This is a genomic window from Sinorhizobium sojae CCBAU 05684, assembly GCF_002288525.1.
In the GTDB taxonomy this organism is placed as follows: domain Bacteria; phylum Pseudomonadota; class Alphaproteobacteria; order Rhizobiales; family Rhizobiaceae; genus Sinorhizobium; species Sinorhizobium sojae.
Window position 1 is genome coordinate 850,975 of record NZ_CP023067.1, and the last position, 22,213, is coordinate 873,187.

Annotated in this window: 22 protein-coding genes and 1 tRNA gene; 12 read left to right on the top strand and 11 right to left on the bottom strand. The window is 63.0% G+C overall.

Going from position 1 to position 22,213, the window contains the following annotated elements:
- Window positions 1–85 precede the first annotated feature (85 nt).
- Together SJ05684_RS04105 and SJ05684_RS04110 are read right to left on the bottom strand one after the other, a co-directional pair.
- Window positions 86–436: a hypothetical protein gene (locus SJ05684_RS04105; protein ID WP_034854342.1), complete on the bottom strand. Its 351-nt coding sequence runs from the start codon at window positions 434–436 to the stop codon at window positions 86–88.
- 313 nt (window positions 437–749) lie between these two features.
- Window positions 750–1,286, bottom strand: a complete 537-nt coding sequence (locus SJ05684_RS04110) for a GNAT family N-acetyltransferase (protein WP_034854181.1) — start codon at window positions 1,284–1,286, stop codon at window positions 750–752.
- Window positions 1,287–1,674: 388 nt separating this feature from the next.
- On the opposite strand from SJ05684_RS04110, the gene ribH reads away from it, so the two are divergent.
- The 4 genes from ribH to SJ05684_RS04130 all read left to right on the top strand — a co-directional run bounded on the left by ribH (window position 1,675) and on the right by SJ05684_RS04130 (window position 6,185).
- Window positions 1,675–2,136 carry a 6,7-dimethyl-8-ribityllumazine synthase gene (gene ribH / locus SJ05684_RS04115; protein ID WP_034854180.1) on the top strand — a complete coding sequence of 154 codons (462 nt, stop codon included), beginning with the start codon at window positions 1,675–1,677 and terminating at the stop codon, window positions 2,134–2,136.
- Window positions 2,133–2,615: a transcription antitermination factor NusB gene (gene nusB / locus SJ05684_RS04120; protein ID WP_034854179.1), complete on the top strand. Its 483-nt coding sequence runs from the start codon at window positions 2,133–2,135 to the stop codon at window positions 2,613–2,615. Before ribH ends, nusB begins: the two co-directional genes overlap by 4 nt.
- 3 nt (window positions 2,616–2,618) lie before the next feature.
- Window positions 2,619–3,851 (top strand): MFS transporter, encoded by a 1,233-nt coding sequence (locus SJ05684_RS04125; protein WP_034854178.1) that lies wholly within the window; start codon window positions 2,619–2,621, stop codon window positions 3,849–3,851.
- A 198-nt stretch (window positions 3,852–4,049) separates the two neighbouring features.
- Entirely contained in the window at window positions 4,050–6,185 is a 2,136-nt protein-coding gene (locus tag SJ05684_RS04130; protein WP_034854177.1) for a sodium-translocating pyrophosphatase, read from the top strand.
- Between the two features lie 176 nt (window positions 6,186–6,361).
- On the opposite strand, the gene SJ05684_RS04135 is transcribed toward SJ05684_RS04130, so the two are convergent.
- Window positions 6,362–6,871, bottom strand: coding sequence for an outer membrane protein assembly factor BamE (locus SJ05684_RS04135; protein WP_034854176.1), 510 nt, complete (start codon window positions 6,869–6,871; stop codon window positions 6,362–6,364).
- A 140-nt stretch (window positions 6,872–7,011) separates the two neighbouring features.
- Here SJ05684_RS04135 and SJ05684_RS04140 point away from each other — a divergent pair, with 140 nt between their 5' ends.
- From SJ05684_RS04140 to SJ05684_RS04165, 6 genes are all read left to right on the top strand, one after another.
- Window positions 7,012–7,554: a ubiquinol-cytochrome C chaperone family protein gene (locus SJ05684_RS04140; RefSeq protein ID WP_034854341.1), complete on the top strand. Its 543-nt coding sequence runs from the start codon at window positions 7,012–7,014 to the stop codon at window positions 7,552–7,554.
- Between the two features lie 58 nt (window positions 7,555–7,612).
- Complete coding sequence (locus SJ05684_RS04145) at window positions 7,613–8,164, top strand: YceD family protein (RefSeq protein WP_034854175.1); 552 nt, start codon at window positions 7,613–7,615, stop codon at window positions 8,162–8,164.
- Window positions 8,165–8,361: 197 nt separating this feature from the next.
- A complete protein-coding gene (gene plsX / locus SJ05684_RS04150) occupies window positions 8,362–9,405 on the top strand; it encodes a phosphate acyltransferase PlsX (RefSeq protein ID WP_034854340.1) in 1,044 nt (347 codons plus the stop codon).
- A 17-nt stretch (window positions 9,406–9,422) separates the two neighbouring features.
- Window positions 9,423–10,394: a beta-ketoacyl-ACP synthase III gene (locus SJ05684_RS04155; protein ID WP_034854174.1), complete on the top strand. Its 972-nt coding sequence runs from the start codon at window positions 9,423–9,425 to the stop codon at window positions 10,392–10,394.
- A gap of 102 nt (window positions 10,395–10,496) precedes the next feature.
- Window positions 10,497–10,835 carry an integration host factor subunit alpha gene (locus tag SJ05684_RS04160; protein ID WP_034854173.1) on the top strand — a complete coding sequence of 113 codons (339 nt, stop codon included), beginning with the start codon at window positions 10,497–10,499 and terminating at the stop codon, window positions 10,833–10,835.
- A 210-nt stretch (window positions 10,836–11,045) separates the two neighbouring features.
- Window positions 11,046–11,576, top strand: a complete 531-nt coding sequence (locus tag SJ05684_RS04165) for a MerR family transcriptional regulator (protein ID WP_034854172.1) — start codon at window positions 11,046–11,048, stop codon at window positions 11,574–11,576.
- Between the two features lie 57 nt (window positions 11,577–11,633).
- Here SJ05684_RS04165 and SJ05684_RS04170 read toward each other — a convergent pair whose 3' ends face one another.
- Together SJ05684_RS04170 and SJ05684_RS04175 are read right to left on the bottom strand one after the other, a co-directional pair.
- A complete protein-coding gene (locus SJ05684_RS04170; protein WP_034854171.1) occupies window positions 11,634–11,834 on the bottom strand; it encodes a hypothetical protein in 201 nt (66 codons plus the stop codon).
- A gap of 241 nt (window positions 11,835–12,075) precedes the next feature.
- Window positions 12,076–12,152, bottom strand: a tRNA-Pro gene (locus SJ05684_RS04175).
- Window positions 12,153–12,328: 176 nt separating this feature from the next.
- On the opposite strand from SJ05684_RS04175, the gene SJ05684_RS04180 reads away from it, so the two are divergent.
- Window positions 12,329–12,544 carry a hypothetical protein gene (locus SJ05684_RS04180; RefSeq protein WP_034854170.1) on the top strand — a complete coding sequence of 72 codons (216 nt, stop codon included), beginning with the start codon at window positions 12,329–12,331 and terminating at the stop codon, window positions 12,542–12,544.
- Window positions 12,545–12,656: 112 nt separating this feature from the next.
- Here the strand turns inward: SJ05684_RS04180 and SJ05684_RS04185 are convergent, their stop codons facing one another.
- The 5 genes from SJ05684_RS04185 to SJ05684_RS04205 all read right to left on the bottom strand — a co-directional run bounded on the left by SJ05684_RS04185 (window position 12,657) and on the right by SJ05684_RS04205 (window position 18,554).
- Window positions 12,657–13,832: a glycosyltransferase family 4 protein gene (locus SJ05684_RS04185; RefSeq protein ID WP_034854339.1), complete on the bottom strand. Its 1,176-nt coding sequence runs from the start codon at window positions 13,830–13,832 to the stop codon at window positions 12,657–12,659.
- A gap of 2 nt (window positions 13,833–13,834) precedes the next feature.
- Window positions 13,835–15,079, bottom strand: a complete 1,245-nt coding sequence (locus SJ05684_RS04190) for an O-antigen ligase family protein (RefSeq protein ID WP_034854169.1) — start codon at window positions 15,077–15,079, stop codon at window positions 13,835–13,837.
- The gene (locus tag SJ05684_RS04195; protein ID WP_034854168.1) at window positions 15,076–16,638 is read right to left on the bottom strand and encodes an undecaprenyl-phosphate glucose phosphotransferase; all 1,563 of its coding nucleotides are present in this window, start codon (window positions 16,636–16,638) and stop codon (window positions 15,076–15,078) included. The genes SJ05684_RS04190 and SJ05684_RS04195 overlap by 4 nt, the downstream gene beginning before the upstream one ends.
- Before the next feature lie 162 nt (window positions 16,639–16,800).
- On the bottom strand, window positions 16,801–17,973 hold the full coding sequence (locus tag SJ05684_RS04200) for a glycosyltransferase family 4 protein (RefSeq protein WP_034854167.1): 1,173 nt from the start codon (window positions 17,971–17,973) through the stop codon (window positions 16,801–16,803).
- A 5-nt stretch (window positions 17,974–17,978) separates the two neighbouring features.
- Window positions 17,979–18,554 (bottom strand): polysaccharide biosynthesis/export family protein, encoded by a 576-nt coding sequence (locus SJ05684_RS04205; RefSeq protein WP_034854166.1) that lies wholly within the window; start codon window positions 18,552–18,554, stop codon window positions 17,979–17,981.
- A gap of 200 nt (window positions 18,555–18,754) precedes the next feature.
- Here SJ05684_RS04205 and SJ05684_RS04210 point away from each other — a divergent pair, with 200 nt between their 5' ends.
- The gene (locus SJ05684_RS04210; RefSeq protein WP_034854165.1) at window positions 18,755–20,902 is read left to right on the top strand and encodes a GumC family protein; all 2,148 of its coding nucleotides are present in this window, start codon (window positions 18,755–18,757) and stop codon (window positions 20,900–20,902) included.
- 40 nt (window positions 20,903–20,942) lie between these two features.
- Here the strand turns inward: SJ05684_RS04210 and SJ05684_RS04215 are convergent, their stop codons facing one another.
- Window positions 20,943–22,172 (bottom strand): GNAT family N-acetyltransferase, encoded by a 1,230-nt coding sequence (locus tag SJ05684_RS04215; RefSeq protein WP_034854164.1) that lies wholly within the window; start codon window positions 22,170–22,172, stop codon window positions 20,943–20,945.
- Between the last annotated feature and the right edge of the window lie 41 nt (window positions 22,173–22,213).

Consider the following 22,213-nt stretch of genomic DNA (forward strand, 5'->3'; position numbering starts at 1 on the left):
CTCGCCACTGCCGCCAAAACAGTCCGCCCCCGTGGAGGGCGGACCGCTTTGCGCGCCTGAAAAGACGCGCGGCTCTGTATGAGGCTCAGCGGAGATAGATCGTCAGCCCGCCATCGGCAGCTTGCTCGGCGCCGGCGATATTGTTCAACTCGACGTCATGCGCCTTCAGCTTGGCGACAAGAGGCTTGTTGGATTGGACCGCAGAATGCAGCGCGGCACGCTGCTGCGGCGTGGCTTCGTCAATCCAGCTCCGGGTCTGGTCTTGCCGGCTTAGCGTGTCGACATTGACAATCCTGAGCTTGTTGCCCTTGAAACCGCGCACCGTCTGCTCGATCTGCTTTGGCCAGTTCATCTCGACGCTCGCGGCTTGCGCGATGCCGCCGAAGGTCAGGGCGGAAAGAGCGCCGATGACGGTTGCCCTTGCAATGCGGTTCATTGTCGTGCTCCTTTGGTTTGCGATGCTCGCTTCGCCGGCCATTGCGTCCGCGATTGGCTCGACCGTGCATGGCTCCGCAGGCCAGCGCCGGCCGTTTGCGGGGGGAGGTCCCACAGCGAAAGGCGTCTGGCTGTTTCGAACTGCCGGGGCGGCGTTTCCTCATTCAGAAGGTCTCGCGCCGTGCCGACGGTTGCAAAGCTGGGCGCGAATATGGCCGAAACCGTGGCGTAACTCTCTGAAAAATAATTAATAAAATTTATGTTCGCAACCTGTCGGGGCGGCCGAAGTCGCTAATGCGGTCGGCCGCACCGGTTCAGGCGGTGGTCGCCGGACGCCTTTCGTACATGATCATCGGCCGGCCGTGATAGTTTGTGCGCCAGAATTCCGTGAAGCCGTGCTTAAGCGCGACGCGGATCGAAGCCTGGTTACCGGGTTCGATAATGCAGGTCTTTCTCAGGGCGGGAAAGGCGCGGTCGCCCCAGGCGAGGGCGGCGGCGACCGCCTCTGTTGCTATGCCTCGGCCATGGCACTTCGGCGAGATTGCCCATCCCACTTCCATCGTTCCTTCAAGCGAAGGAGTGATCTGGCGATGGGCATCGTGGAAGCCCGCCTCGCCGACGAATGCGCCGCTTTCCTTCTCCTGGATCGCGAAGAAGCCGAAGCCGAAATAGTGCCACATGCCGACCTGGCGCAGGAAGCGCGTCCAGGATTGCTCGCGCGTATACGGCACGCCGCCCACAAAGCGGGTCACCTCTTCGTCCGCGAAAAGCGCACAGTAGACGGGAAAATCCTCGCGCCGATAGGGGCGCAGGAGAAGCCGCTCGGTCTCGATCACGGGAACGCGATGCATTTTCGCTCCAAATGTTTCCACGCCTGCAATTGAAATACACCCCCGGCCGTCCCCGGACATCGGCCGCCGAGGGAGTGCGGTCGCCTGCCGCGGCTGGACTGGTTCTGGCGACAGCTTCAGCTTGCGGTGGAGGCGGAAAGATACTTGAGGTTTCAAGTATGATATACATCCCAAAGGTGGCGTTATGCATAAGTGTCTTCAACTTTTGATTGCCGCGACAGTAGTCCGTGACTTCATCCAAACATTGCGGCTCTCGGGAGGCGACGACGGGCATCGGCGCGGCAAATGGCTCCGCGTCGCGGAATTTGCTTGCCATTCCGCGCGCGTCATGGTTTGACCGCCGCCTGCACCGGCCAAGTCCGGTCCTAGATTTCAAGACAGGTGACCCATGGCGAAGACCGAGCCTCTCCGCATCCTGATTGTGGAAGCGCGCTTCTATGACGATATGGCCGATGCGATGCTGGACGGAGCGAAACATGCGCTCGACGCGACCGGTGCGACCTACGACATCGTCACCGTGCCGGGGGCTCTGGAAATTCCCGCGGCGATAGCCATGGCGCTTGATGCGGCGGACGAGGGCGGCACCGACTATGATGGCTTCGTCGCGCTCGGCATGGTGATCCGCGGCGATACCTATCACTTCGACATCGTGGCCAACGAGTCTGCGCGCGCCCTGATGGATCTTGCCGTCAGCGAGAGCCTGGCGCTCGGCAATGGCATCCTGACGGTCGAGAACGAGGAACAGGCGTGGGCGCGTGCCCGCAGGTCGGAAGCCGACAAGGGCGGCTTTGCTGCGCGCGCGGCCCTGACCATGATCGAATTGAAGAAAAAGTTGGGCGCAGAAAAGTGACGAATACCCCCTCTGATCAGCCGCTGAAGCAGGTCAACCAGCGTGGCGCAGCGCGTCTGGCGGCCGTGCAGGCGCTTTACCAGATGGATGTCGGCGGGACCGGCGTGCTGGAGATCGTCGCCGAATTCGAGGCGCATCGTCTCGGCCAGGAACTCGACGGCGAGACCTATCTGAAGGCGGACGCTTCCTGGTTCCGCTCGATCGTTTCCGGCGTCGTGCGCGACCAGCGCAAGCTCGATCCCCTCATCGGTTCGGCCCTGCAGGACGATTGGGCTCTCTCCCGGCTCGATTCCACGGTCCGGGCCATCCTGCGCGCCGGCACCTTCGAGCTTCTGGAGCGCAAGGACGTACCGGTTCCGGTGATCGTCACCGAATATGTCGAGATCGCCAAGGCCTTCTTCGAGGACGAGGAGCCGAAGCTCGTCAACGCCGTCCTCGACCGGATCGCTAAGCAGATCCGCGGCGAGCGGCGGAAGTAACCCATGGTTACTGCGGCGGTGGACGACGTCGGGGCGGTTCTTCGTGAGGCGCGCCGCAATGTTCTGCTGCTCGCCATCGCCCAGGCGCTTCTCGGCATCGTCGGGCCGATCAGCTTTGCCGTTGGCGGCGTCGCCGGCCACCAGCTGCTTGGCGACGACAAGTCGCTGGCGACCGCGCCCCTGACCGCCTTCAATATCGGCATGGCGCTCGGTGTTATCCTGGTGGCCATGCTGTCACGCCTCACGGGCAGGCGTTCCGCCTTCATGATCGGCGCTCTGATAGCCGCGGCCGGAGGCGTGATCGCCGCGGCTGCGCTGTTCCGGGAGAGTTTCTGGCTCTTCGCAGGCGGTCTCGCGGTGCTCGGCGCCTCCAACGGCTTCACCCAAAAATTGCGCTTCGCCGCGGCCGATGCGTCGCCGTCCTTCTTCAAGCCAAAGGCTATCTCCTGGATTCTCGGTGGCGGTATCGTCTCGGCGGTCCTAGGGCCGCAGATCGTCATTTTCGCCGGCGATTATTTTGCCCCCGTGTGGTTTGCCGGCGCATTCGTCGCCCTCGTACCAGTCTGCCTCGTCGCCCTCTTCTTCTTTGCGCCCCTGCGGTTGCCCGACGGTTCGCCGGCATCCGCTGCGCAGTCGGAGGCGCCCGCCCGGCCGCTGCGCGAGATCGCCGGCAGCCAGCGGTTCCTGACCGGCATGATCTGCGGCATCTCCGCCTATGCGCTGATGACATTCATGATGACCGGGGCGCCCATCGCCATGGTCGTCGGCTGCGGGTTCTCGAGCGATCTCGCGACGCTCGGGATCCAGTGGCACGTGCTCGCCATGTTCGGTCCGAGCTTCGTCACGGGCTGGCTGGTCAGCCGCTTCGGTGCGGAGCGCATCGTCGCCTCGGGGTTCCTGCTGCTGATGGCCTGCGCGGCGATCGCGCATCTCGGCGTCGAACTCTGGAACTTCTGGGCCGCGCTGGTTCTACTCGGCCTTGGCTGGAACTTCGCCTTCATCGGCGCCACAGCGATCGTAGCCCAGAGCTACCGCCCGCACGAGGCCGACAAGGTCCAGGCCTTCCACGACATCGTGCTCTTTTCCGCCGTTGCCGTTTCCTCCTTCGCCTCCGGCAAGGTGCTGGCTGCCTATGGCTGGGACATGCTCAACGCCGTCGTTTGGCCGGTCGCCGGCCTGTGCCTCCTTCTTTTGTCCCTCCTGATGCGTGCGAGCAGGAAAGCCGCCGCGGCCTGAATTGCGTGCAACGGGCTTGCCGGAAAATCCCCCAGTCCCGGAGATGCGGGTATTTTCAGGGGCTTGACGTTCCCTGTTCGCAATCGCACTCTGGCCGCGCCGTGAGGACGTGCCGCTTGAGGAGGTGGTGCGCGAGTCGCGGCTTGAGGGGCCTGCGGCAGGGAGTGAGCCCGCAGGTTGTAACGGAGGATTGTGCGAATGACCATTTTATTGGCCGTTATCGCATGCGGATTGCTTTCGGTGGCCTACGCCGTCTGGGCGGCACAGTCGGTGTTGGCTGCCGATCAGGGGAATGCCCGCATGCAGGAGATTGCAGGCTTTATCAGAGAGGGGGCTCAGGCCTACCTCATGCGTCAATACAAAACCATTGCCATCGTCGGTGTTGTCGTCTTCATCGCCGTTTGGTTTCTTCTCTCGGGTGCGGCCGCGATCGGTTTCCTGATCGGCGCGGTGCTCTCGGGCGCGGCCGGCTTCATCGGCATGCATGTATCCGTCAGGGCCAATGTTCGCACGGCCCAGGCCGCTTCGGTCAGCCTTGCCTCCGGACTCGACATCGCCTTCAAGTCAGGCGCCATCACCGGCCTCCTGGTGGCGGGCCTCGCACTGCTGGGGGTTGCTGTCTACTATTTCATCCTCACCATCGGCCTGGGGCATGACCCTGCCTCGCGCGAGGTAATTGATGCTCTCGTGGCGCTCGGTTTCGGCGGCTCCTTGATCTCGATCTTCGCCCGTCTCGGCGGCGGCATCTTCACCAAGGGCGCGGATGTCGGCGGCGATCTCGTCGGCAAGGTGGAGGCGGGCATTCCGGAAGACGACCCGCGCAATCCCGCGACGATCGCCGACAATGTGGGCGACAATGTCGGCGATTGCGCCGGCATGGCGGCCGACCTTTTCGAAACCTATGTGGTTTCCGTGGTCGCAACCATGGTTCTGGCGGCGATCTTCTTCGCCGACAGCCCGATGTTCGCGAGCATCATGGTCTACCCGTTGGCGATCTGCGCCGTCTGCATCATCACGTCGATCATCGGCACCTTTTTCGTCAAGCTCGGAACCAACGGCTCGATCATGGGCGCGCTCTATCGCGGGCTGATCATGACCGGCGTGCTGTCGATATTGGGCCTCGGCGCCGCCACCTCGCTGACGATCGGCTGGGGATCGATCGGTGTGGTCGCAGGCAAGGATATCACGGGTTGGGGTCTGTTCTTCTGCGGCATCATCGGCCTGATCGTTACCGCGCTGATCGTCGTGATCACCGAATACTATACCGGCACAAACAAGCGGCCGGTGAATTCGATCGCGCAGGCGTCGGTCACCGGCCACGGCACAAACGTGATCCAGGGGCTGGCGGTCTCGCTCGAATCGACCGCGCTTCCGGCGATCGTCATCGTCGGAGGCATCATCGCCACCTACCAGTTCGCCGGCCTCTTCGGCACCGGCATAGCCGTCACCACCATGCTCGGCCTCGCCGGCATGATCGTTGCGCTAGACGCCTTCGGCCCGGTGACCGACAATGCCGGCGGCATCGCGGAGATGTCGAATTTGCCGCCGGAAGTTCGCAAGTCGACCGATGCGCTCGATGCGGTCGGCAACACCACCAAGGCGGTCACCAAAGGTTATGCGATCGGTTCCGCGGGCCTCGGCGCCCTCGTGCTCTTTGCGGCCTATTCGAACGATCTCGCCTATTTTGCCGCCAATGGGGAAAGATATCCCTATTTCGCGGATGTGGGCACGATCTCCTTCGATCTCTCCAATCCCTATGTCGTCGCCGGCCTCATCTTCGGCGGCCTGATACCCTATCTCTTCGGCGGCATTGCCATGACCGCCGTCGGCCGGGCAGGGGGCGCCGTCGTCGAGGAGGTGCGTCGGCAGTTCAAGGAAAAGCCGGGTATCATGGAGGGCACGGACCGTCCGGACTATGGCCGCGCCGTAGACATGCTGACCAAGGCGGCGATCCGTGAAATGATCGTCCCCTCGCTGCTTCCGGTGCTGGCGCCGATCGTCGTCTATTTCGGCGTGCTGCTCCTTTCGGGCTCGAAGGCCTCCGCTTTCGCGGCACTCGGCGCCTCGCTTCTCGGCGTCATCGTCAATGGCCTGTTCGTGGCGGTCTCGATGACCTCCGGCGGCGGCGCCTGGGACAACGCGAAGAAGAGCTTCGAGGATGGCTTCGTCGACAAGGACGGCACGCGCCACATGAAGGGCTCGGAAGCGCACAAGGCATCCGTGACCGGCGACACCGTCGGCGATCCCTATAAGGACACGGCTGGGCCGGCGGTCAATCCCGCGATCAAGATCACAAACATCGTGGCCTTGCTGCTGCTCGCGGTGCTTGCCTGATACAAGTCCTTGAGCAAAAAAGCCCGCGGAACTGGTGTTCCGCGGGCTTTCTGGCACCTACAGCGCCGCGCGTCATTTCAGACGCGCAAAGGACGCTGCAACTCTTTGAACCTGCGCTTCGAGCTTTCCGAAAATCGGGTACGATTTCGGGCCGATGCGCAAGAGGACCGATTTCGTCACAGGTCGCCGAAATTCCTGAAGAGGTTCCGCGCTGCACCCTGGCCGACACCGGGGCCCGTCAGCAGCTGGCCGAGGAAGCTTGTCTCCTTGCCGCCGGTCGGAGTCGTGCGCGACAGCATGTCGAAGACCTTGCCGTCCTGCAGCGTATAATGGGCGAGTTGGCTGACCACGCCTTCCTTGTCGAAATAGACGGCGAGGATCGACTGGTCGATGATCTTCGGCTTCATGAAGGCGACCGGCCGTTTGCGGGTCTGCGAAATGTAGTAGAATACCTCGTTATCGAAGGTCGCGGTCGTCGACGGCGTGCCGAGCGAGAGGAGGACCTGTTCGCGGCTCGATCCGACAGGCACGAGGTTCAGCGTTTCTTGGTCGACGACATAGCCCTGATGCAGGACTTCGCCGACATCGAGCGCCTGGCAGCCGGCAAGGGCCGCAGTGGAGAGCGAAGCCACGACCACGGCACGGGCCAGTACTTTCAGGTGTGATGTCAAATACCGCTTCGTCAACGACTGCTCCCCTTGGAGTAACGATGGCAGATCCGCCATTGCAATTCGTGCCTGCTTCGGTAAACCAGCTTCGGCTATCATGCAACAACGTGATGGGCGCTTACCCATCGATTTCAAGCAAGCCACGGCTGGCCTTTGTGATGATTTTTGGACTGTTCAAGAGAAAAAGCGGCAACATTGCGATAGTGGAGCGCCAATATGCGCTTCTGACCGAGGCGGCGCGCCAACCGTTTCTCTATAGCGATCTTGATGTGCCCGATACGGTGATGGGGCGGTTCGAGATGCTCTCGGCGATGCTGATCCTCTATTTCCGGCGCACCCGCAGCTCGGCGCGCACCGGCCAGGAGATCGCGCAGGAGATCGTCGATGCCTTTTTCGAAGATGTCGACCATTCCATCCGCGAGCTTGGCATCGGCGATGCAGGCGTTCCAAAGAAGATGAAGAAGCTCGCCGGCATGTTCTACGGACGGCTCGAATCCTACGCGGCTGCCCTCGACAGCGGCGACTGTCAGGCGCTTGCCGCAGCGCTCAGGCGCAACTTCCACCCTGAGAGGGAGGACGCGCCCTCGATGGCGGGGCTCGCCGCCTACCTCTTTCTCGTCGAGGAGGCGCTGTCGGGCACTCCGGAGGACGCGGTCGAAGTGGGCCAGTTGCGCATTCCGCCGGCAGGGCCGCGGGCCTGACCGGCGGTCGAGAAGACTGCGCCCGCCCTGCGCGCGGCGCGGCAGCAAGGAATTGATCATGAAGCACGAAAGCAATTCGGCATTCTCCTTCCCGGTGAAGGTAGGGCATATTTCGGCAAATCCCGTCAAAGTGCACGTGTCGGCAAACGAGGCGGAACGCCGCGCGCTTGCCGAGCTCTGGAAGGTCGACGGCGTGCACTCGCTCGACGCCGACCTCGAGATCGGGCGGTGGAAGAAGGACGGCGTGAGGATCAGGGGTGAGGTGCGCGCGCAGATCGTTCAGACCTGTGTGGTGACGCTCGATCCGGTCGAAGCGGATATTTGTGAGCCGGTCGAGGCGATCTTCGTTCCGGAAGGCTCGCGTCTGGCACGCCAGGCCGATAACGACGGCGGAGAGATGATTCTCGATCCGGGCGGCCCCGACATCCCCGACACCTTTGCCGGCGACACGATCGACGTCGGCGCGGTCGTCTGCGAATATGTGGCTCTGGCGATCGACCCCTATCCGCGCAAGGAGGGGATCGCTTTCGGCGAGCGCATCGAGAGTTCCGCCGAGGACGACAAGCGGCCTAATCCGTTTGCGGTGCTCAAGGATTGGAAAAAGAAATGAAGGGGTGCGGGCGCGGCCTACAATTCGGTTGTCACGCAAGCGAAAAGCAGTATTTTGGCCCGGCTCCAGCCAAGGGGTCGCAGTGCCGGGACGTTGTATGCTGGCCCGAGTGTCAGAAGGAACGCGGGATCGCTGCCGCTTGAAGAATGCGCCGCGGCCAGACGCGTCGCATGGCGGGAAAAAGGGATAAGACACGCGTGGTCAGAATTTCACTTGACGTGATGGGCGGCGACTATGGTCCTGAAGTCGTCATCCCGGGCGCAGCAAGGGCGCTCGAACGTCATCCGGACATCAGATTCGTTCTGTTCGGCCAGGAATCGCGGTGCGCCGAACTGCTGGCGAAACATCCGAAGCTTCAGGCCGCGAGCACCTTCCACGATTGCGAGGTCGCGGTCGGCATGGATGAGAAGCCGAGCCAGGCGCTCAGGCGCGGGCGCGGCAAGTCGAGCATGTGGAAAGCCATCGACGCGATCAATGCCGACGAGGCGGATGTCGTGGTTTCCGCAGGCAATACCGGCGCGCTGATGGCGATGTCGGTTTTCTGTCTCAGGACAATGCAGGGCATTCAGCGTCCGGCGATCGCCGCCATCTGGCCAACGCTCAAGGGCGAAAGCATCGTCCTCGACGTCGGCGCGACGATCGGCGCGGATGCGCAGCAGCTCATGGATTTCGCCCTGATGGGCGGCGCGATGGCCCGCGCCCTCTTCGAGGTCGAGCGCCCGTCGGTCGGCCTGTTGAATGTCGGCGTCGAAGAGATCAAGGGCCAGGAAGAGGTCAAGGAGGCCGGCCGGCTTATCCGCGAAGCCAATGTCGAGGGAATCGACTATTATGGCTTCGTCGAGGGGGACGACATCGGCCGCGGTACCGTGGACGTGGTCGTAACCGAAGGGTTCTCAGGCAATATCGCGCTCAAGGCAGCGGAAGGCACCGCCCGGCAAATCGCTGAATATCTCCGCGCTGCCATGTCGCGCACGCTCCTCGCCAAGGTCGGTTATATCTTCGCCAAGGGCGCCTTCGATCGGCTGCGCGAGAAGATGGATCCCCGCAAGGTCAATGGCGGCGTCTTCCTGGGTCTCAACGGTATCGTCATCAAGAGCCATGGCGGCACGGATGCCGAGGGTTTCGCCGCGGCCATCGACGTCGGCTACGACATGGTCAAGAACGGCCTGAAGGCCAAGATCGAGACCGACCTGGCGCGCTATCACGGCACCCAGCCGTCGGAGGCCCTTCCACGGGCTTGAATGAAAGGTTTAAGCAGATGATCCGTTCTGTCGTTCGCGGTTTCGGCGCAGCGTTGCCGAAGCGGGTGATGACCAATAAGGAAATGGAATCCAGGGTCGATACGACCGATGAGTGGATCGTGCAGCGGACCGGCATTCGCCAGCGCTACATCGCCGGCGAGGGCGAGACGACGGCCTCGCTGGGCGAGGGAGCGGCTCGCGCCGCCCTTCAGCGGGCCGGGCTGACCCCGGACGATCTCGACCTGATCATCGTCGCGACCTCGACCCCCGACAACACCTTCCCGGCAACAGCGGTCAATATCCAGAACCGTCTCGGCATGCGCCATGGGGCGGCGTTCGACCTGCAGGCGGTCTGCTCCGGATTCGTCTATGCGGTTGCAACGGCGGATGCCTATATCCGTGGCGGTCTTGCCAGACGCGCTCTAGTGATCGGCGCCGAGACCTTCTCGCGCATTCTCGACTGGTCCGACCGCACGACCTGCGTACTCTTCGGGGACGGCGCCGGCGCCCTTATCCTCGAAGCCCGGCAAGGCGAGGGCACCAATGCCGATCGCGGCGTTCTGACCGCGCAGCTGCGCTCCGACGGCGTCCACGGCGACAAGCTCTATGTCGACGGCGGCCCGTCGACGACCGGTACGGTCGGCCATCTTCGCATGGAGGGACGCGAGGTCTTCAAGCATGCGGTCGGAATGATCACCGATGTGATCGAGGCCGCTTTCGAGGCGACGGGGACGACGGCCGACGATGTCGACTGGCTCGTTCCCCACCAGGCCAATCGCCGCATCATCGACGGCTCGGCCAAGAAGCTCGGCATCCCACCCGAAAAGGTTGTCGTCACCGTGGACCAGCATGGCAACACGTCCGCGGCCTCCATTCCGCTCGCGCTCGACACGGCCGCTGCCGACGGCCGGATCAAGAAGGGCGACCTCGTGATGCTTGAGGCCATGGGCGGCGGGTTCACCTGGGGTTCGATTCTCATCCGCTGGTAAGGCGCAAAGAAAATAATTGAAGTAAGGCAGGCGCTTGACCGGAAAAGGCAAGGGCAATAGTCTTCTTCCGCTGATCGGCATGCCAGACACCGGTGGGGGAAGATGAGCGGAAAAACAGTAACGCGGGCGGACTTGGCTGAGTCGGTTTTTCGCAAGGTCGGATTGTCTCGGACGGAATCCGCCGAACTTGTGGAGACCGTCATCGACGAGATCTGCAACGCTATCGTGCGTGGCGAGAGCGTGAAGCTGTCTTCCTTCGCAACTTTCCAGGTGCGCGACAAGAACGAACGCATCGGGCGCAACCCGAAGACCGGCGAGGAAGTGCCGATTTCGCCGCGCCGTGTCATGACCTTCAAGGCGTCGAATGTCTTGAAGCAGCGGGTGCTGAAGGCGCATCTGAGCCGCAAGGCCAAGAAGAAGCAAGCCGACGTGGCTTCGTGATCGTGGCAAATGTGGTTGAAAACCTCTCCATAAGCCATTGAAATCGGCCTGATTCGTGCGATCATCGCGCAATGATCCGTTCATTGCGCAGGCTAATCGCTCACCGCTAACCGCTGCAGATTTTCCTCCGGGCCGCACCGAGGAAGACGTAGCGATCCAAGCGGTTACAGCGGTCGGGTGCGCATATCGCCGTGTAGAGATGGGGACGATATGGAAAAGAGCCCGGATGCCTTCCGTACCATCAGCGAGGTCGCAGACGAACTCGATCTGCCACAGCACGTGCTGAGGTTCTGGGAAACGCGCTTCCAGCAGATCAAGCCAATGAAGCGCGGCGGCGGCCGGCGCTATTACCGCCCGGAGGACGTCGACCTGCTCAAGGGCATCCGGCATCTGCTCTATGACCACGGCTACACGATCAAGGGCGTGCAGAAGCTCCTGAAGGCCAATGGCAACAAGTTCGTCGCCGCCATCGCAAGCGGCGATCTTGCGACCGTCGAGGCCCTTGCGGCGTCCAGCCACGAGGAACCGGCGCCGCCGAAGGTGGGCATCGCCGACGAGGACCAGATCGTCGGCCGCGCCAAGGCGCCGCCAAGCCGTCGCTTCTTCTCCTTCGGCGGCGGCGGCGACGACGCGGATATCTCGATCGGCAAGGCATCCGTCAGCAAGGAAGACCGGGCGCTGCTGCAGGAGGCGCTTTATGACCTGCTCGAATGCAAGCGGCTGCTCGACCAGGTACGGTGATTCGGTCGAAGGGGCTCAAGGCCCTCGATTGAAGCCTGAAGCCGATATCAGGTGCATTCAGGAAGGGTTCTCCATGTCGCCCGTCGCACTTGGCGGGGTTTCGTCGACCGGCCCCGATCCGTCCGGTTCGCCCGTCGTGTCCTCGATCCGCGACTCATCGGCGGCGGGGAACCTTCCGACGTAGACATAGAAGACGGCGCTCGCGATAATGATGACGGCGGCGACGATCAAAGCGAGCCGCTCCCAGCGTCTGGTCATGTTCTCTTCTCCGATCGGTCGGCGTCAGAATCTCTGCGGAGTTAAAATGTTCCTGCGCGCCCAGCACCACGCCGGAATATGTTCCTGCGCGCCCACGGGTTAATGCCGCGCCATCGTAACGCATTTCGGGATTTTCTCGGGACCTTTGCGCCGACTTTCGTACTTGTAGCGCTTTTGTTCCGATTTTGACGCATGCGGAAATCTCCGATACGTCTTTAAGTGATTGATCGTCGGGGGAAAATGGTCGGAGCGGCGGGATTCGAACCCACGACCCCTTGACCCCCAGTCAAGTGCGCTACCGGGCTGCGCTACGCTCCGACCCGCTTTGTTACAAGCCCGCTCTCATTAGTCGGATCGCTTGGTCGGCGCAAGGGAAAAATAGAATTGCCGTGTCCCGATCTCCGATCGGCTTTGCTGCTCGAATGCATCGTTTTGTGATTTGGATCGCGGTCCTGCCGCGGATACACTACGCCGGCAACAGCAGGAGAAGCCCGATGAAGAGCATCCTCGTACTTGCAGCCGCCTTCGCCCTGTCGACGACGGTGGCGTCCGCCGCGTGCCTTGGACATGCCGACGTCACGGCATCCGCCTACGCGGTGGACAAGGAGGTCACGACGGCGAGCGTGACGAAAGCCGAACAGTCCACCCCGAGTGATGACCTCCTCCTGCAGCGGAAGCTGCAGCAAGGCGAAGCGGCCGCTGAAGAATAGGCAGCACAGCGCCGAATAGAGGGCCTCACAGCGCGCTCGCCGCGCTTCGAGGCCCGCTCTCTTTATGTATACGTAATCCGCTCCGCTTGCGGCGCCGCGTACGCGAGCGGCTTCAGCCGCGCCGCCGTGCCGCCAGACGCCGATAGATCTCCTCCGTCCGGTCGAGCATCTGCCCGAGCGTGAAGCGGTTCTTGCGGGCTTCTGCGGCTTCGGCGAGCTCCGCATATCTCTCCGGATCGGTGGCGGCGATCATCGCCTTGGCGAGCTGCGAGACGTCGTCGCTGTTTTCGACGATGAAGCCGTTTTCGCCGTGGTCGACCGCGGTATGCGCGCCGCCGACGTTTGAAATGATGATCGGCCGCGCGGCGGCAGCCGCTTCGAGCATGACGTAGGACATGGCCTCATAGCGGCTCGGCATGACGAGCAGGTCGAAGGCGCAGACGGCCTGCGGGCCGGTGAACGCGGAGGTGAGGTGAATGCGCTCCTTCAATCCGCTTTCGGCAATGTATCTCCGGAGTTCTTCTTCCGCTTCGCCGGAGCCGACCATCACCAGGTGGCTGTTGCCGACCGAATGGGCGACGCGCTGAAAGGCCTCAAGCAGGCGCTCCGGCGCCTTCTGCGCCGCGAGCCGGCCGATGAAGCCATAAACGAAGGCGTCGGCCGGAATGCCGAAGCTCACGCGCACCGTCTGCGCCATCTCAGGGGAGGGGGCGAGAACGCCGTTGACGACGACCGACATCCGCGCTTCCGGAATTCCGATCGAGAGAGCGTGGGCGCGTTCGTCCTCGGAAACGGCGATCAGATGATCGGTATAGAACCAGGCGAGCGCCGTTTCGACCGCGCCATAGATCAACCTGCCGCCGCGCCCGAGCGTCGGGTCCATGGTGCGGAAGGCGTGTGGCGTGTAGACGCGCGGCACGTGCCGGCCTGGAAACCTCAGGCGTGTCAAGGCTCCGGCCTTGGAGCTGTGGCCGTGAATGACATCGAATGGTTCGGCCCCGCGAATGATCCGCTGGATGGCGCTGAATGCCGGCAGGTCGGAAGGGCCTGGCGCGCGATGCATATCGACCACGTGCACGGCGGGAAGGCCGATTTCCGTCAACTCGCGCACGAAGCCGTCCTCCGCGCGCAGGGGCGAATAGATCGCCTCGACATGATGGCCGCGCGCATGCATGCCACGGCAGAGATCGAGGAAATGCCGCCCCGATCCCCCACCACTCGGTTCGAGGACCTGGAGGAGGCGCAGCGCAGCGGCTGCCGGTCTGTCGGTCGTCTGAGGTGATTTCATGCTCATGCAAGCCTATGGGCACGCGCCTGCCGGCGGCTGCGGTATTCGAGCGCAGCGCATCCCCAGATGACGCCGAGCAGCATATAGAAATGGCGCCAATGGTCGGTGTCGATGACATTGCCGATGCCGACATGGCCGATCAGCGTGATCCAGGCGATCATCAGATAAGGCTGCCAGGGCCGGTCGAGCAGCAGGAATCGAAAGCCGAGTGAAAGCGTCCAGAGGATCAGCGTCACGTAAGCCGCGAAGCCGAGCCAGCCGTAGGATGTCAGGCACTTCAGCCAGATATTGTGCTCGTCTTCCGGAAAGATCGTGCTGAAAACCATGGGTCCGATGCCGAGCGGCTTCTCCATCGACATGAGAAAACCGATCCGGTGGCGCGCGAAGCGGCCGAGATGCCCACCGTCATAGTCCTGTACCAGCTGGGTGCGGTTCGAGAAGAGCGATGAAACCTGCTCCGACTGCAGAGCAACCGCCAGGGCCGCCGCAATGAAGAGGATGCCGCAGAGCGCCAGCACGAGAATTCTGAGGCGGAACAGGCCGCTCCGCTCCTTCAGGAGCATGATGAAGACGAGAGCGAGGACGCCGAAAAGATTGAGCGCCCAGGCCGCTCGCGAAAAGGAGAGGAAAACGCCGAGCGTCAGCACGAGCAGCCCGGCTATCTTCAGCGGAGCACGCTGGATCGGCTGCGTAAGGAGCCCGTAGAGCAGGTAGAGCGCCGGCGCGGCGAGAAAGGGCCCGAAGACGTTCGGGTCCTGAAACGCCCCCTTTGCCCGATCGTAGAGCGTGAAGCTGCTCGCCCCTGGGATCGCGCCGAAATAGCCGAGAATGCCGAGAAGGGCGGTAATGACCGCGGCCGCGACCCAGGCATCGAAGATTAGCTGCAGCCGCCGGTGGCGCTCCTCGATGATGGCGGCGAAGAAGACGGCCGAGAGCGCGAGAAAGCCGGATACGGCCATATAGATCGGCGCGTCCGAAAGGTCGGCCATGACCGTCAACGACAGAATGCCTCCGATCATGAAGAGGATGAGCAAGGCGAGCAGAGGGGCGGTGGCGCGCGAAATCCTCAGGCCGAACAGCGCCCAGAGACCGATGAGTCCGGTCAGGAACACTTCATAAGGTGCCGGCTCCGCGATCACGAAGCCCGAGCTGAAGACGGCAAGCGCCACCAGGCCGGAGCCGACGATCGAAACCGTTGCAAGCTGGGGCCGGATTACGGCGGGATGGGGAACGCTGGCGGTGCTCAATACGCGTTTTCCGTGTTGAGCAGGCGGATTGGCGTCAGGAATAATATCTTCAAATCGAGGAGCAGCGACCAGTTCTCGATGTAGTAGAGGTCGAACGCCGTCCGAAAGCGGATCTTCTCGTCATTGTCGACTTCGCCGCGCCAGCCGTTGATCTGCGCCCAGCCGGTCACGCCGGGCTTGACGCGATGACGGGCAAAATAGCCCTCTACGACATCCGAATAGATGCGGTCCTGGGTCTGCGCGTGAACGGCATGCGGGCGCGGTCCGACCAGCGAAAGCTCGCCCTTCAGCACATTGAAGATCTGCGGCAGCTCGTCGATCGAGGACTTGCGCAGGAAGCGGCCAATTGGCGTCACACGCGGATCGCCCTTGGTGACGGCGTTGCGCGCGGTCGGATCGCTCAGATGCGTGTACATCGAGCGGAACTTATAAACCTCGATGACCTCGTTGTTGAAGCCATGCCGCTTCTGCTTGAAGATGATCGGCCCGGGCGACGTGAGCTTGACGGCGATGGCGGCCCCGAGCATCACCGGCCAGAGCAGCGCGAGCGCGACGAGACTGAAGAAGACATCGAAGCATCGCTTGGCCACGGAATCCCAATCGGCGATCGGCTTGTCGAAGATGTCTAGCATCGGCACCTGCCCGACATGGGAATAGCTGCGGGGGCGGAAGCGCAGGTTGTTGGCATGGGCGGCAAGGCGTATGTCGACAGGCAGCACCCAGAGTTTCTTCAGGAGCGTAAGGATGCGGTCCTCAGCCGTCAGCGGCAGCGAGAAGATCAGCATGTCGATGCGGGCCATCCGGGCGAACTCGACGAGTTCGTCGACGGTCCCGAGCTTCGGATAGCCGGCGATGACATTCGGCGACCGCCGTTCGTCCCGGTCGTCGAAAATGCCGCATATGCGGATATCGTTATCCGGCTGATGCTCGATCGTGCGGATCAGTTCCCTTGCCGGTGCGCCGCCACCGATGATGACGGCGCGGCGTTCCATCGTGCCGTTGCGCGACCAATGCTTGATCGAATAGGCGATGAAGGTGCGTTCGGCGACGAGGAACAGCACGCCTGCGGCGAACCAGCCGCCGACCCATACGCGGGAATAGAGATGGCCCGATTTCAGGAAGAACAGAGCCAATGCGATTGCGCCGAATGCTCCGGCCCAGGCGCCGAGGATGCGGGGTAACATCCTGAGCCAGGCCCTCAGCGCCGGCACCTGATAGGCATCGGCAAGCTGCATGGCCATGACGGCAAAGGCCGAGCCGCCGGCGAGCATCGCAAGATAGACCGGCAGGTCCGGAAGCGAGGGGCCCACATATTGCGCATTGATCGCATAACCGATGGCGAAGAGGGCGCAGAAATCCAAAAGCCGGATGAGGCCGATCATCATGGCCGGCGAGTAGGTGTCGGCGCGAAACTGGAGCGCGATCTGACGAGCCAGGGGATTGAGCCCTGCTGGAGCCTTTTCCGGCTTCGACGCCTCGCGGTCGATCGTCCTGATCGTCGAAACCCTCTTGCGAAGTGCGTCTGCGTCGAATGTCTCGGGCCCGTCAAACTGGTTCATGGTCTCTATCCGGCGCCTAACTCCTGCTGCATGTCTCCTCAAATCGATCGCGATTTCAGGATGAAGACACGCAACAACTCCGATTCTACAGCGACCTCCTGCGCGTCTCATCAGACGCGCGGGCGCTATAGATCCGGATAGCAGAAAGCCACTAAGAAACGCTTACGTCGTGCGAAGCCGCGCCTCGGCGAACAGTGCTTCTTCCGAAAGCTCGCGATAGAGCTGGATGATGCGGCCAGCCATGGTCGAGGCCGAGAAGCGCGCCTTGATCCGCTCGGGGTCCGGCATCGTTCGATGAGCCCAGCTCTCGTCGTCGACAATGTCGGCCATGAGATCGCCGAGCGCCTGCGCATTGCCAGGCTCGACCAGCGCGGGGCTGTCGGCGCCCAGAACCTCCGGGATACCTCCGACACGGGTCGCGATCACCGGCCGTCGCGCCGCAAGCGCCTCTAAAAGAAGATAGGGCATCGCCTCCGCGCGCGAGGGAATGACGACGATCCGGGCAAGCGCCAACGCCGCGCGGGTCTTCATCGCGGGGAGCAGCATGAGGCGGTCGCCGAGCCCCATGCGCGATGCCATTTCCTCATATTGCCGCTGCTGCGGGCCATCGCCGATCATCAGTGCCGACAAGTGCCGGCCCTTCAGGCGCTCGGCCCGTTCAAAGGCCTCTATAAACAGATCGGGACCCTTGAGGTCCCGCATCATGCCGATATAGAGGAAGTCGGCCATGTCCGGCCTTGTCTCGATCGGCGTGAACTCGGCGTCGTCGACGCCGTTGTAGACGAGTTCGCTTCGGCCCGGCGGGCGGCCGATCTTCGCGAAATAGGTTTGGCGTTCGTAGTCGCAGACGAAGACCAGGGCGTCGGTCAGGCGCTCCTGCAAGCGTTCCAGCCGGAAGATGGCGCCACCCGCCGGCGATTTTCGGTCGTAGTGCAGGCTGCCGCCATGCGGCGAATAGAGGCGGGCTACGCGATACTTGTTGACCCGCAGGGCTGAACCGATGATGCGCGCGAGCGCGCCGCCCTTGGCGCCGTGCCCGTGCAGCACATCCGGTTGCAAACTTCTGATTTCCTTGTAGCTGCGCCAGAGGAGGCCGAGATCCGAGGGCCCGACGGCGCGATGAATCGGCGTGCGGATTATGCCGAGTGCCAGATGGGGACGCACCGCCTCGAAGAGTCCGTCCTCATGGGTCCCGCCGGTGGTACTGTCGCACACGATCCCGACTTCATGGCCGGCACGCGCATGGGCTTCCGCCAGATCGCGCACGTGGCGGAAAATCCCGCCGATCGGCGACCTGAAGCAATGGATGATGCGCAGGGGGCGTTCGTTCCGCATCGGTCTCAGAACAGCCGCTCGCGAACATAGATCGTGTCGCCCGCCAGAACCGGATCGGTGATCGGCACCCGGCCGGTGATGATGCGGCCATTGATCTTTCGGGTGATATCGGCATTCGCCTGGTTGGCGCGCGGCGTGAAGCCGCCGGCGACCGCGATTGCGTTCTGCACCGTCATGCCCGGCACATAGGCGTATTGGCCGGCCTGGCCCACTTCGCCCATGATGAAGACGGAGCGGTAGCGGTCGACCTCGATCGTCACGTCCGGATCGCGCAGGTACCCCTGGCGCAACTTGGCAGCGATCATCCCCTCGAGTTCCGGAAGCGTATGGCCACGCGATGGTACCGCGCCGATCAGCGGGAAGGCGACATAGCCCGCCTGATCGACCGTATAGGTGCCGCTGAGGGCTGCCTGCTCGAAGACATTGATGCGCAGCCGGTCGCCACTGTCCAGCCGATAAGGCTGGATGGTCGCCTCGCTGAAGGCCTTCGGTGCCGGCTGGTAGCTCGTGCAGGCGCTTGCGAGCGCCGACAAGAGTGCCACGGCGAAAGCGCGCGCTGTCTTTTTGCCTGCGGTCGACATGCGGGTTTGGCTCCGGGGAAATCACCTCTCTGGCGACGTTATCGATCCGTTAGGGTTAATAGCCGGTAAACTCCTGATGGAATTTGCGGTGCGCCGGCTTGGGAGGGCGGGGCACAGCTTGTGGTTGTCGTCGCTATTAACGGTTGGGTTACCATGTTCCTCTACCTTCGCTGCGGAGTGCAAAATGTTTGGAGTAGGGCATGTCGGGCATCGGCGGACATGAGGATGTAGATATCGATCTCGGTGGACTGTTCCGCGCCGTGTGGCAGCGTCGCACCCGGGTCGTCCTCGCGACCGTGGTTGCGGCTGCCCTTGCCTTTGCGGCCGCGAAGATGATCGCTCCCCAATATGAAAGCGAAACGCGCGTCCTGATCGAATCGCGTGAGCCCGAATTCAGCGGTGCTGGGCAGCTTCCCCAAGGCGGTTCGGACAGGATCTTCGACGAATCCGGGATCGCGAGCCAAGTCCAGGTCCTGCGCTCCGCCGACCTGATCAAGCAGGTCGCGCGCAACATGAAACTGCACGAGCTGGAAGAGTTCGATCCCACCGCGCATCCGTCGGCGCTTTCCGATCTCCTGGTCATGCTCGGCTTGAAGAAGAATCCCCTCGAATTGCCGCCGGAAGAGCGGATCCTGAAGGAGTTCAATTCGAAGCTGCAGGTCTATCAGGTCGAGAAATCCCGCGTGATCGCCATCGCCTTCACGTCGAAGAACCCGAAGCTTGCGGCGGCCATTCCGAACGAGATGGCGAAGGTTTATCTGTCGCTTCAGAGCGGTGCGAAACTCGATTCCAATTCGGAAGCGAGCCGCTGGCTGGAGCCGGAAATCGCCAATCTGCGCGAGAAGGTGCGGGAGGCGGAGGCGAAGGTTGCCGCCTATCGTGCCGAATCCGGCCTGCTGCCGACCGGCGAGACGGAGAACTTCGCCACCCGCCAGCTGAGCGATATTTCCGCGGAGCTTGCGCGCGTGCGCGGCGAGAGAGCCAACGCCGCCGCTCGTGCGCAAGGGGTGCGTGCGGCGCTCGCCGACGGCCGCGCCGTCGACACGCTTGCCGACATCGTCGGGTCGCCGATGATCCAGCGGCTGAAGGAAAACAAGGCCGCCCTTGAGGCGCAGACCGCGGACCTCTCCACCACGCTGCTTGACGGCCACCCGCGGCTCAAAGGGCTGAAATCGCAGCTCGCAGGCATCGAGGCGCAGATTCGCGCCGAAACCCGCAAAATTCTCGCCAGCCTCGAGAACGAGGCGAAGGTGGGGCAATTGCGCGAACAGCAATTGATGCAGCAGCTGAATTCGCTGAAAGCCCAATCGGCGCAGGCGGGCGAGGAGGAAGTGGGCCTGCGCGCGCTGGAGCGCGAGGCGGCCGCCCAGCGGCAGCTGCTCGAGACCTATCTTGTGCGCTACCGCGAAGCGACCTCGCGGAGTGTCGCCAATGCGACCCCCGCCGACGCACGGGTGATCTCCAACGCCGTCGTCCCCGCCCTCGCGAGTTTCCCGAAGGTCATACCGATCACGATCGTAGCAGCCTTCGCAAGCTTCCTGGTGAGTTGCGTCGTGATCATGCTCGCCGAACTCTTCAGCGGCCGGGCATTGAGGCCGGTGCCGGCTGCGACCCCGCCGGTCGCAGAGCCTGCGCCGGCAAGCGTGCCACCTGAAATCACAAGCACCGCCCCCGGATCCGAGGCGCCCGTTGACGCCGTTGAGCCGGAGGCAAGAGAGGAGCGTGAGGTCCGGGAGCCAAATGCCGCAGCAGAACAGGATTTCTCGATCGAGGCGGTTGCCGATCATCTTCTCGCCAATGACGTCCGGGTTGCGGTTTCGGTTTCGCCGGGCGGCGATGACGGCTCGACGGCCGCGGTGATGCTGGTGCGCCTGCTGGCGGAAGCGGGACAAAAGGTCGTGCTGATCGACTTTTCCGGTTCGGGGTGCCCGACACGGCTGATGGCGCAGTCACCGCATCTGCCGGGTATCATCGACCTGCTTTCGGGTGAGGTCGCCTTCAGCGAGACGATCCATGCGGACCGCTTTTCGGATGCGCATGTCATTCCGCATGGCGAGGCGGATCCGGAGACGGCCATGCGCGGCATCGAGCGTCTGCAGATGATCGTCGACGCGCTTACCAACGCTTACGACCTGGTGCTCATCGAATGCGGCCAGGCCGACTCGGCGGCTGTCGCCAAGGTGGCTCGCCGTGAGGGCACCGAGATCATCCTCTCGGCCCCTTCCGTCAGCGTAGAGCGGATCGTCGAAGAGCTCTCCCGTTTTGGCGAGGCCGGCTATCGCGACATCGTGCTGATGACCGGGGCAGGCCGGCCCGGTCCGGACTTCCCCGGCTGCTGGGCGGCGTGAGCGCGCCTTCCGGGACCGCGAAAGGGAGTGTGGGCAGCCTTCAATCCTCTGCGCCTGAGCTTCGCTGCCAACGGCGACGCTGCCGCTGCAGGAAGGCGTAAGCCCTCTCGTTGGCCTTGATGGTTCGCTTGGCGCGGGCCATGGCCCGGTACAGGCCGGCCGCCAGCAAACCGCGCGGCGTCAGGGGCAGGACGATATCACGAAGCGGGGTCTTGATCGTGCACCATGACCGCTTGTAGCGCTGGTCGCCGATGCCGAAATCGAAGAGCTTCACCCCTTCGCCGCAAAGACGCTCGATCGTCCGGTAGAACAGCAACTCCCCGGGGCTGCTGTCGGCCGCGAACCCATCGTCGATCGAGCCGAACTGGCAGATGACGTGGTCGCCTTTGCGCAGAAGGCCGGAGACGGCGATGATTTTGCCTCGGTGCTCGCCTCTCAGGCCTATCGCATCGAGTTCGAAGAGGCTGCCGCCTTCGCGATCGCGATCGACCAGGGCGCGGAAGAAGGCGCGCGTCGGTGCATCGCTGAACACGTCCGGCAAGCCCAGCGCGGCGAAACGCGCCGCCTTCTGACGGAAGAATGTTTCCAGCAGCGCGTGCGCTACCGATGGCTCGCGGGCGGTGAAGTAATCGTAGCCCTCGATCTCGGCGAGACGCTTTTCAGAGGTGCGCATCTTCTTGCGGCGACGCTTTGCATTGAGTTGCGTGAGTGTTGCTTCCATGTCGTGGAGGAGAGGCAACTGGAAGGATGCGTTCGGATGGGTGACTCCGGGCAATGCCGAGAAGGGGTTGGGCACGCCGCGCCATTTCGCAGGCATTCTCTCGAGCCTTACGACATCAGCAAATTGACGGAGTTGGCGCATGCCGTCGCTCAGAGCGCGGATCAGTTCGACGTCCGGCACGGACTCGATGTCTGCGGCAAGCACGCCGGTGCTCAGATTGCTGTGTTCGGAGCCGATGAAACGGGCTGTGCGAAAGAGGCCTCGCTCAATGGCTAAGGGCAGGATGAACAGAGGCTTATGGTCGAAGGCGCCGCGGATCACCACTACGCGGTGTTCGTGTGTCTTACTCCAGGCCAGACACCAGTCGAAGCTCTGGTGCAGCGAATTGAGGTTGTTCTCATCCAGCGCACGCCACTCCGCCTCGAGCTCGTCCAGGTCGAAATGCAGCGAGACCGTGATCCGGACCATATTGACGGATTCGATCGCCTGGTGAGACTTGCACGGCCGGGCGTCGTTCGGCGGGGCGGGTGTGAGATCGGGATTGGCCATGTCTTCAACGTGATCCGCATGCGGGGGGTGGTGCCATTCAA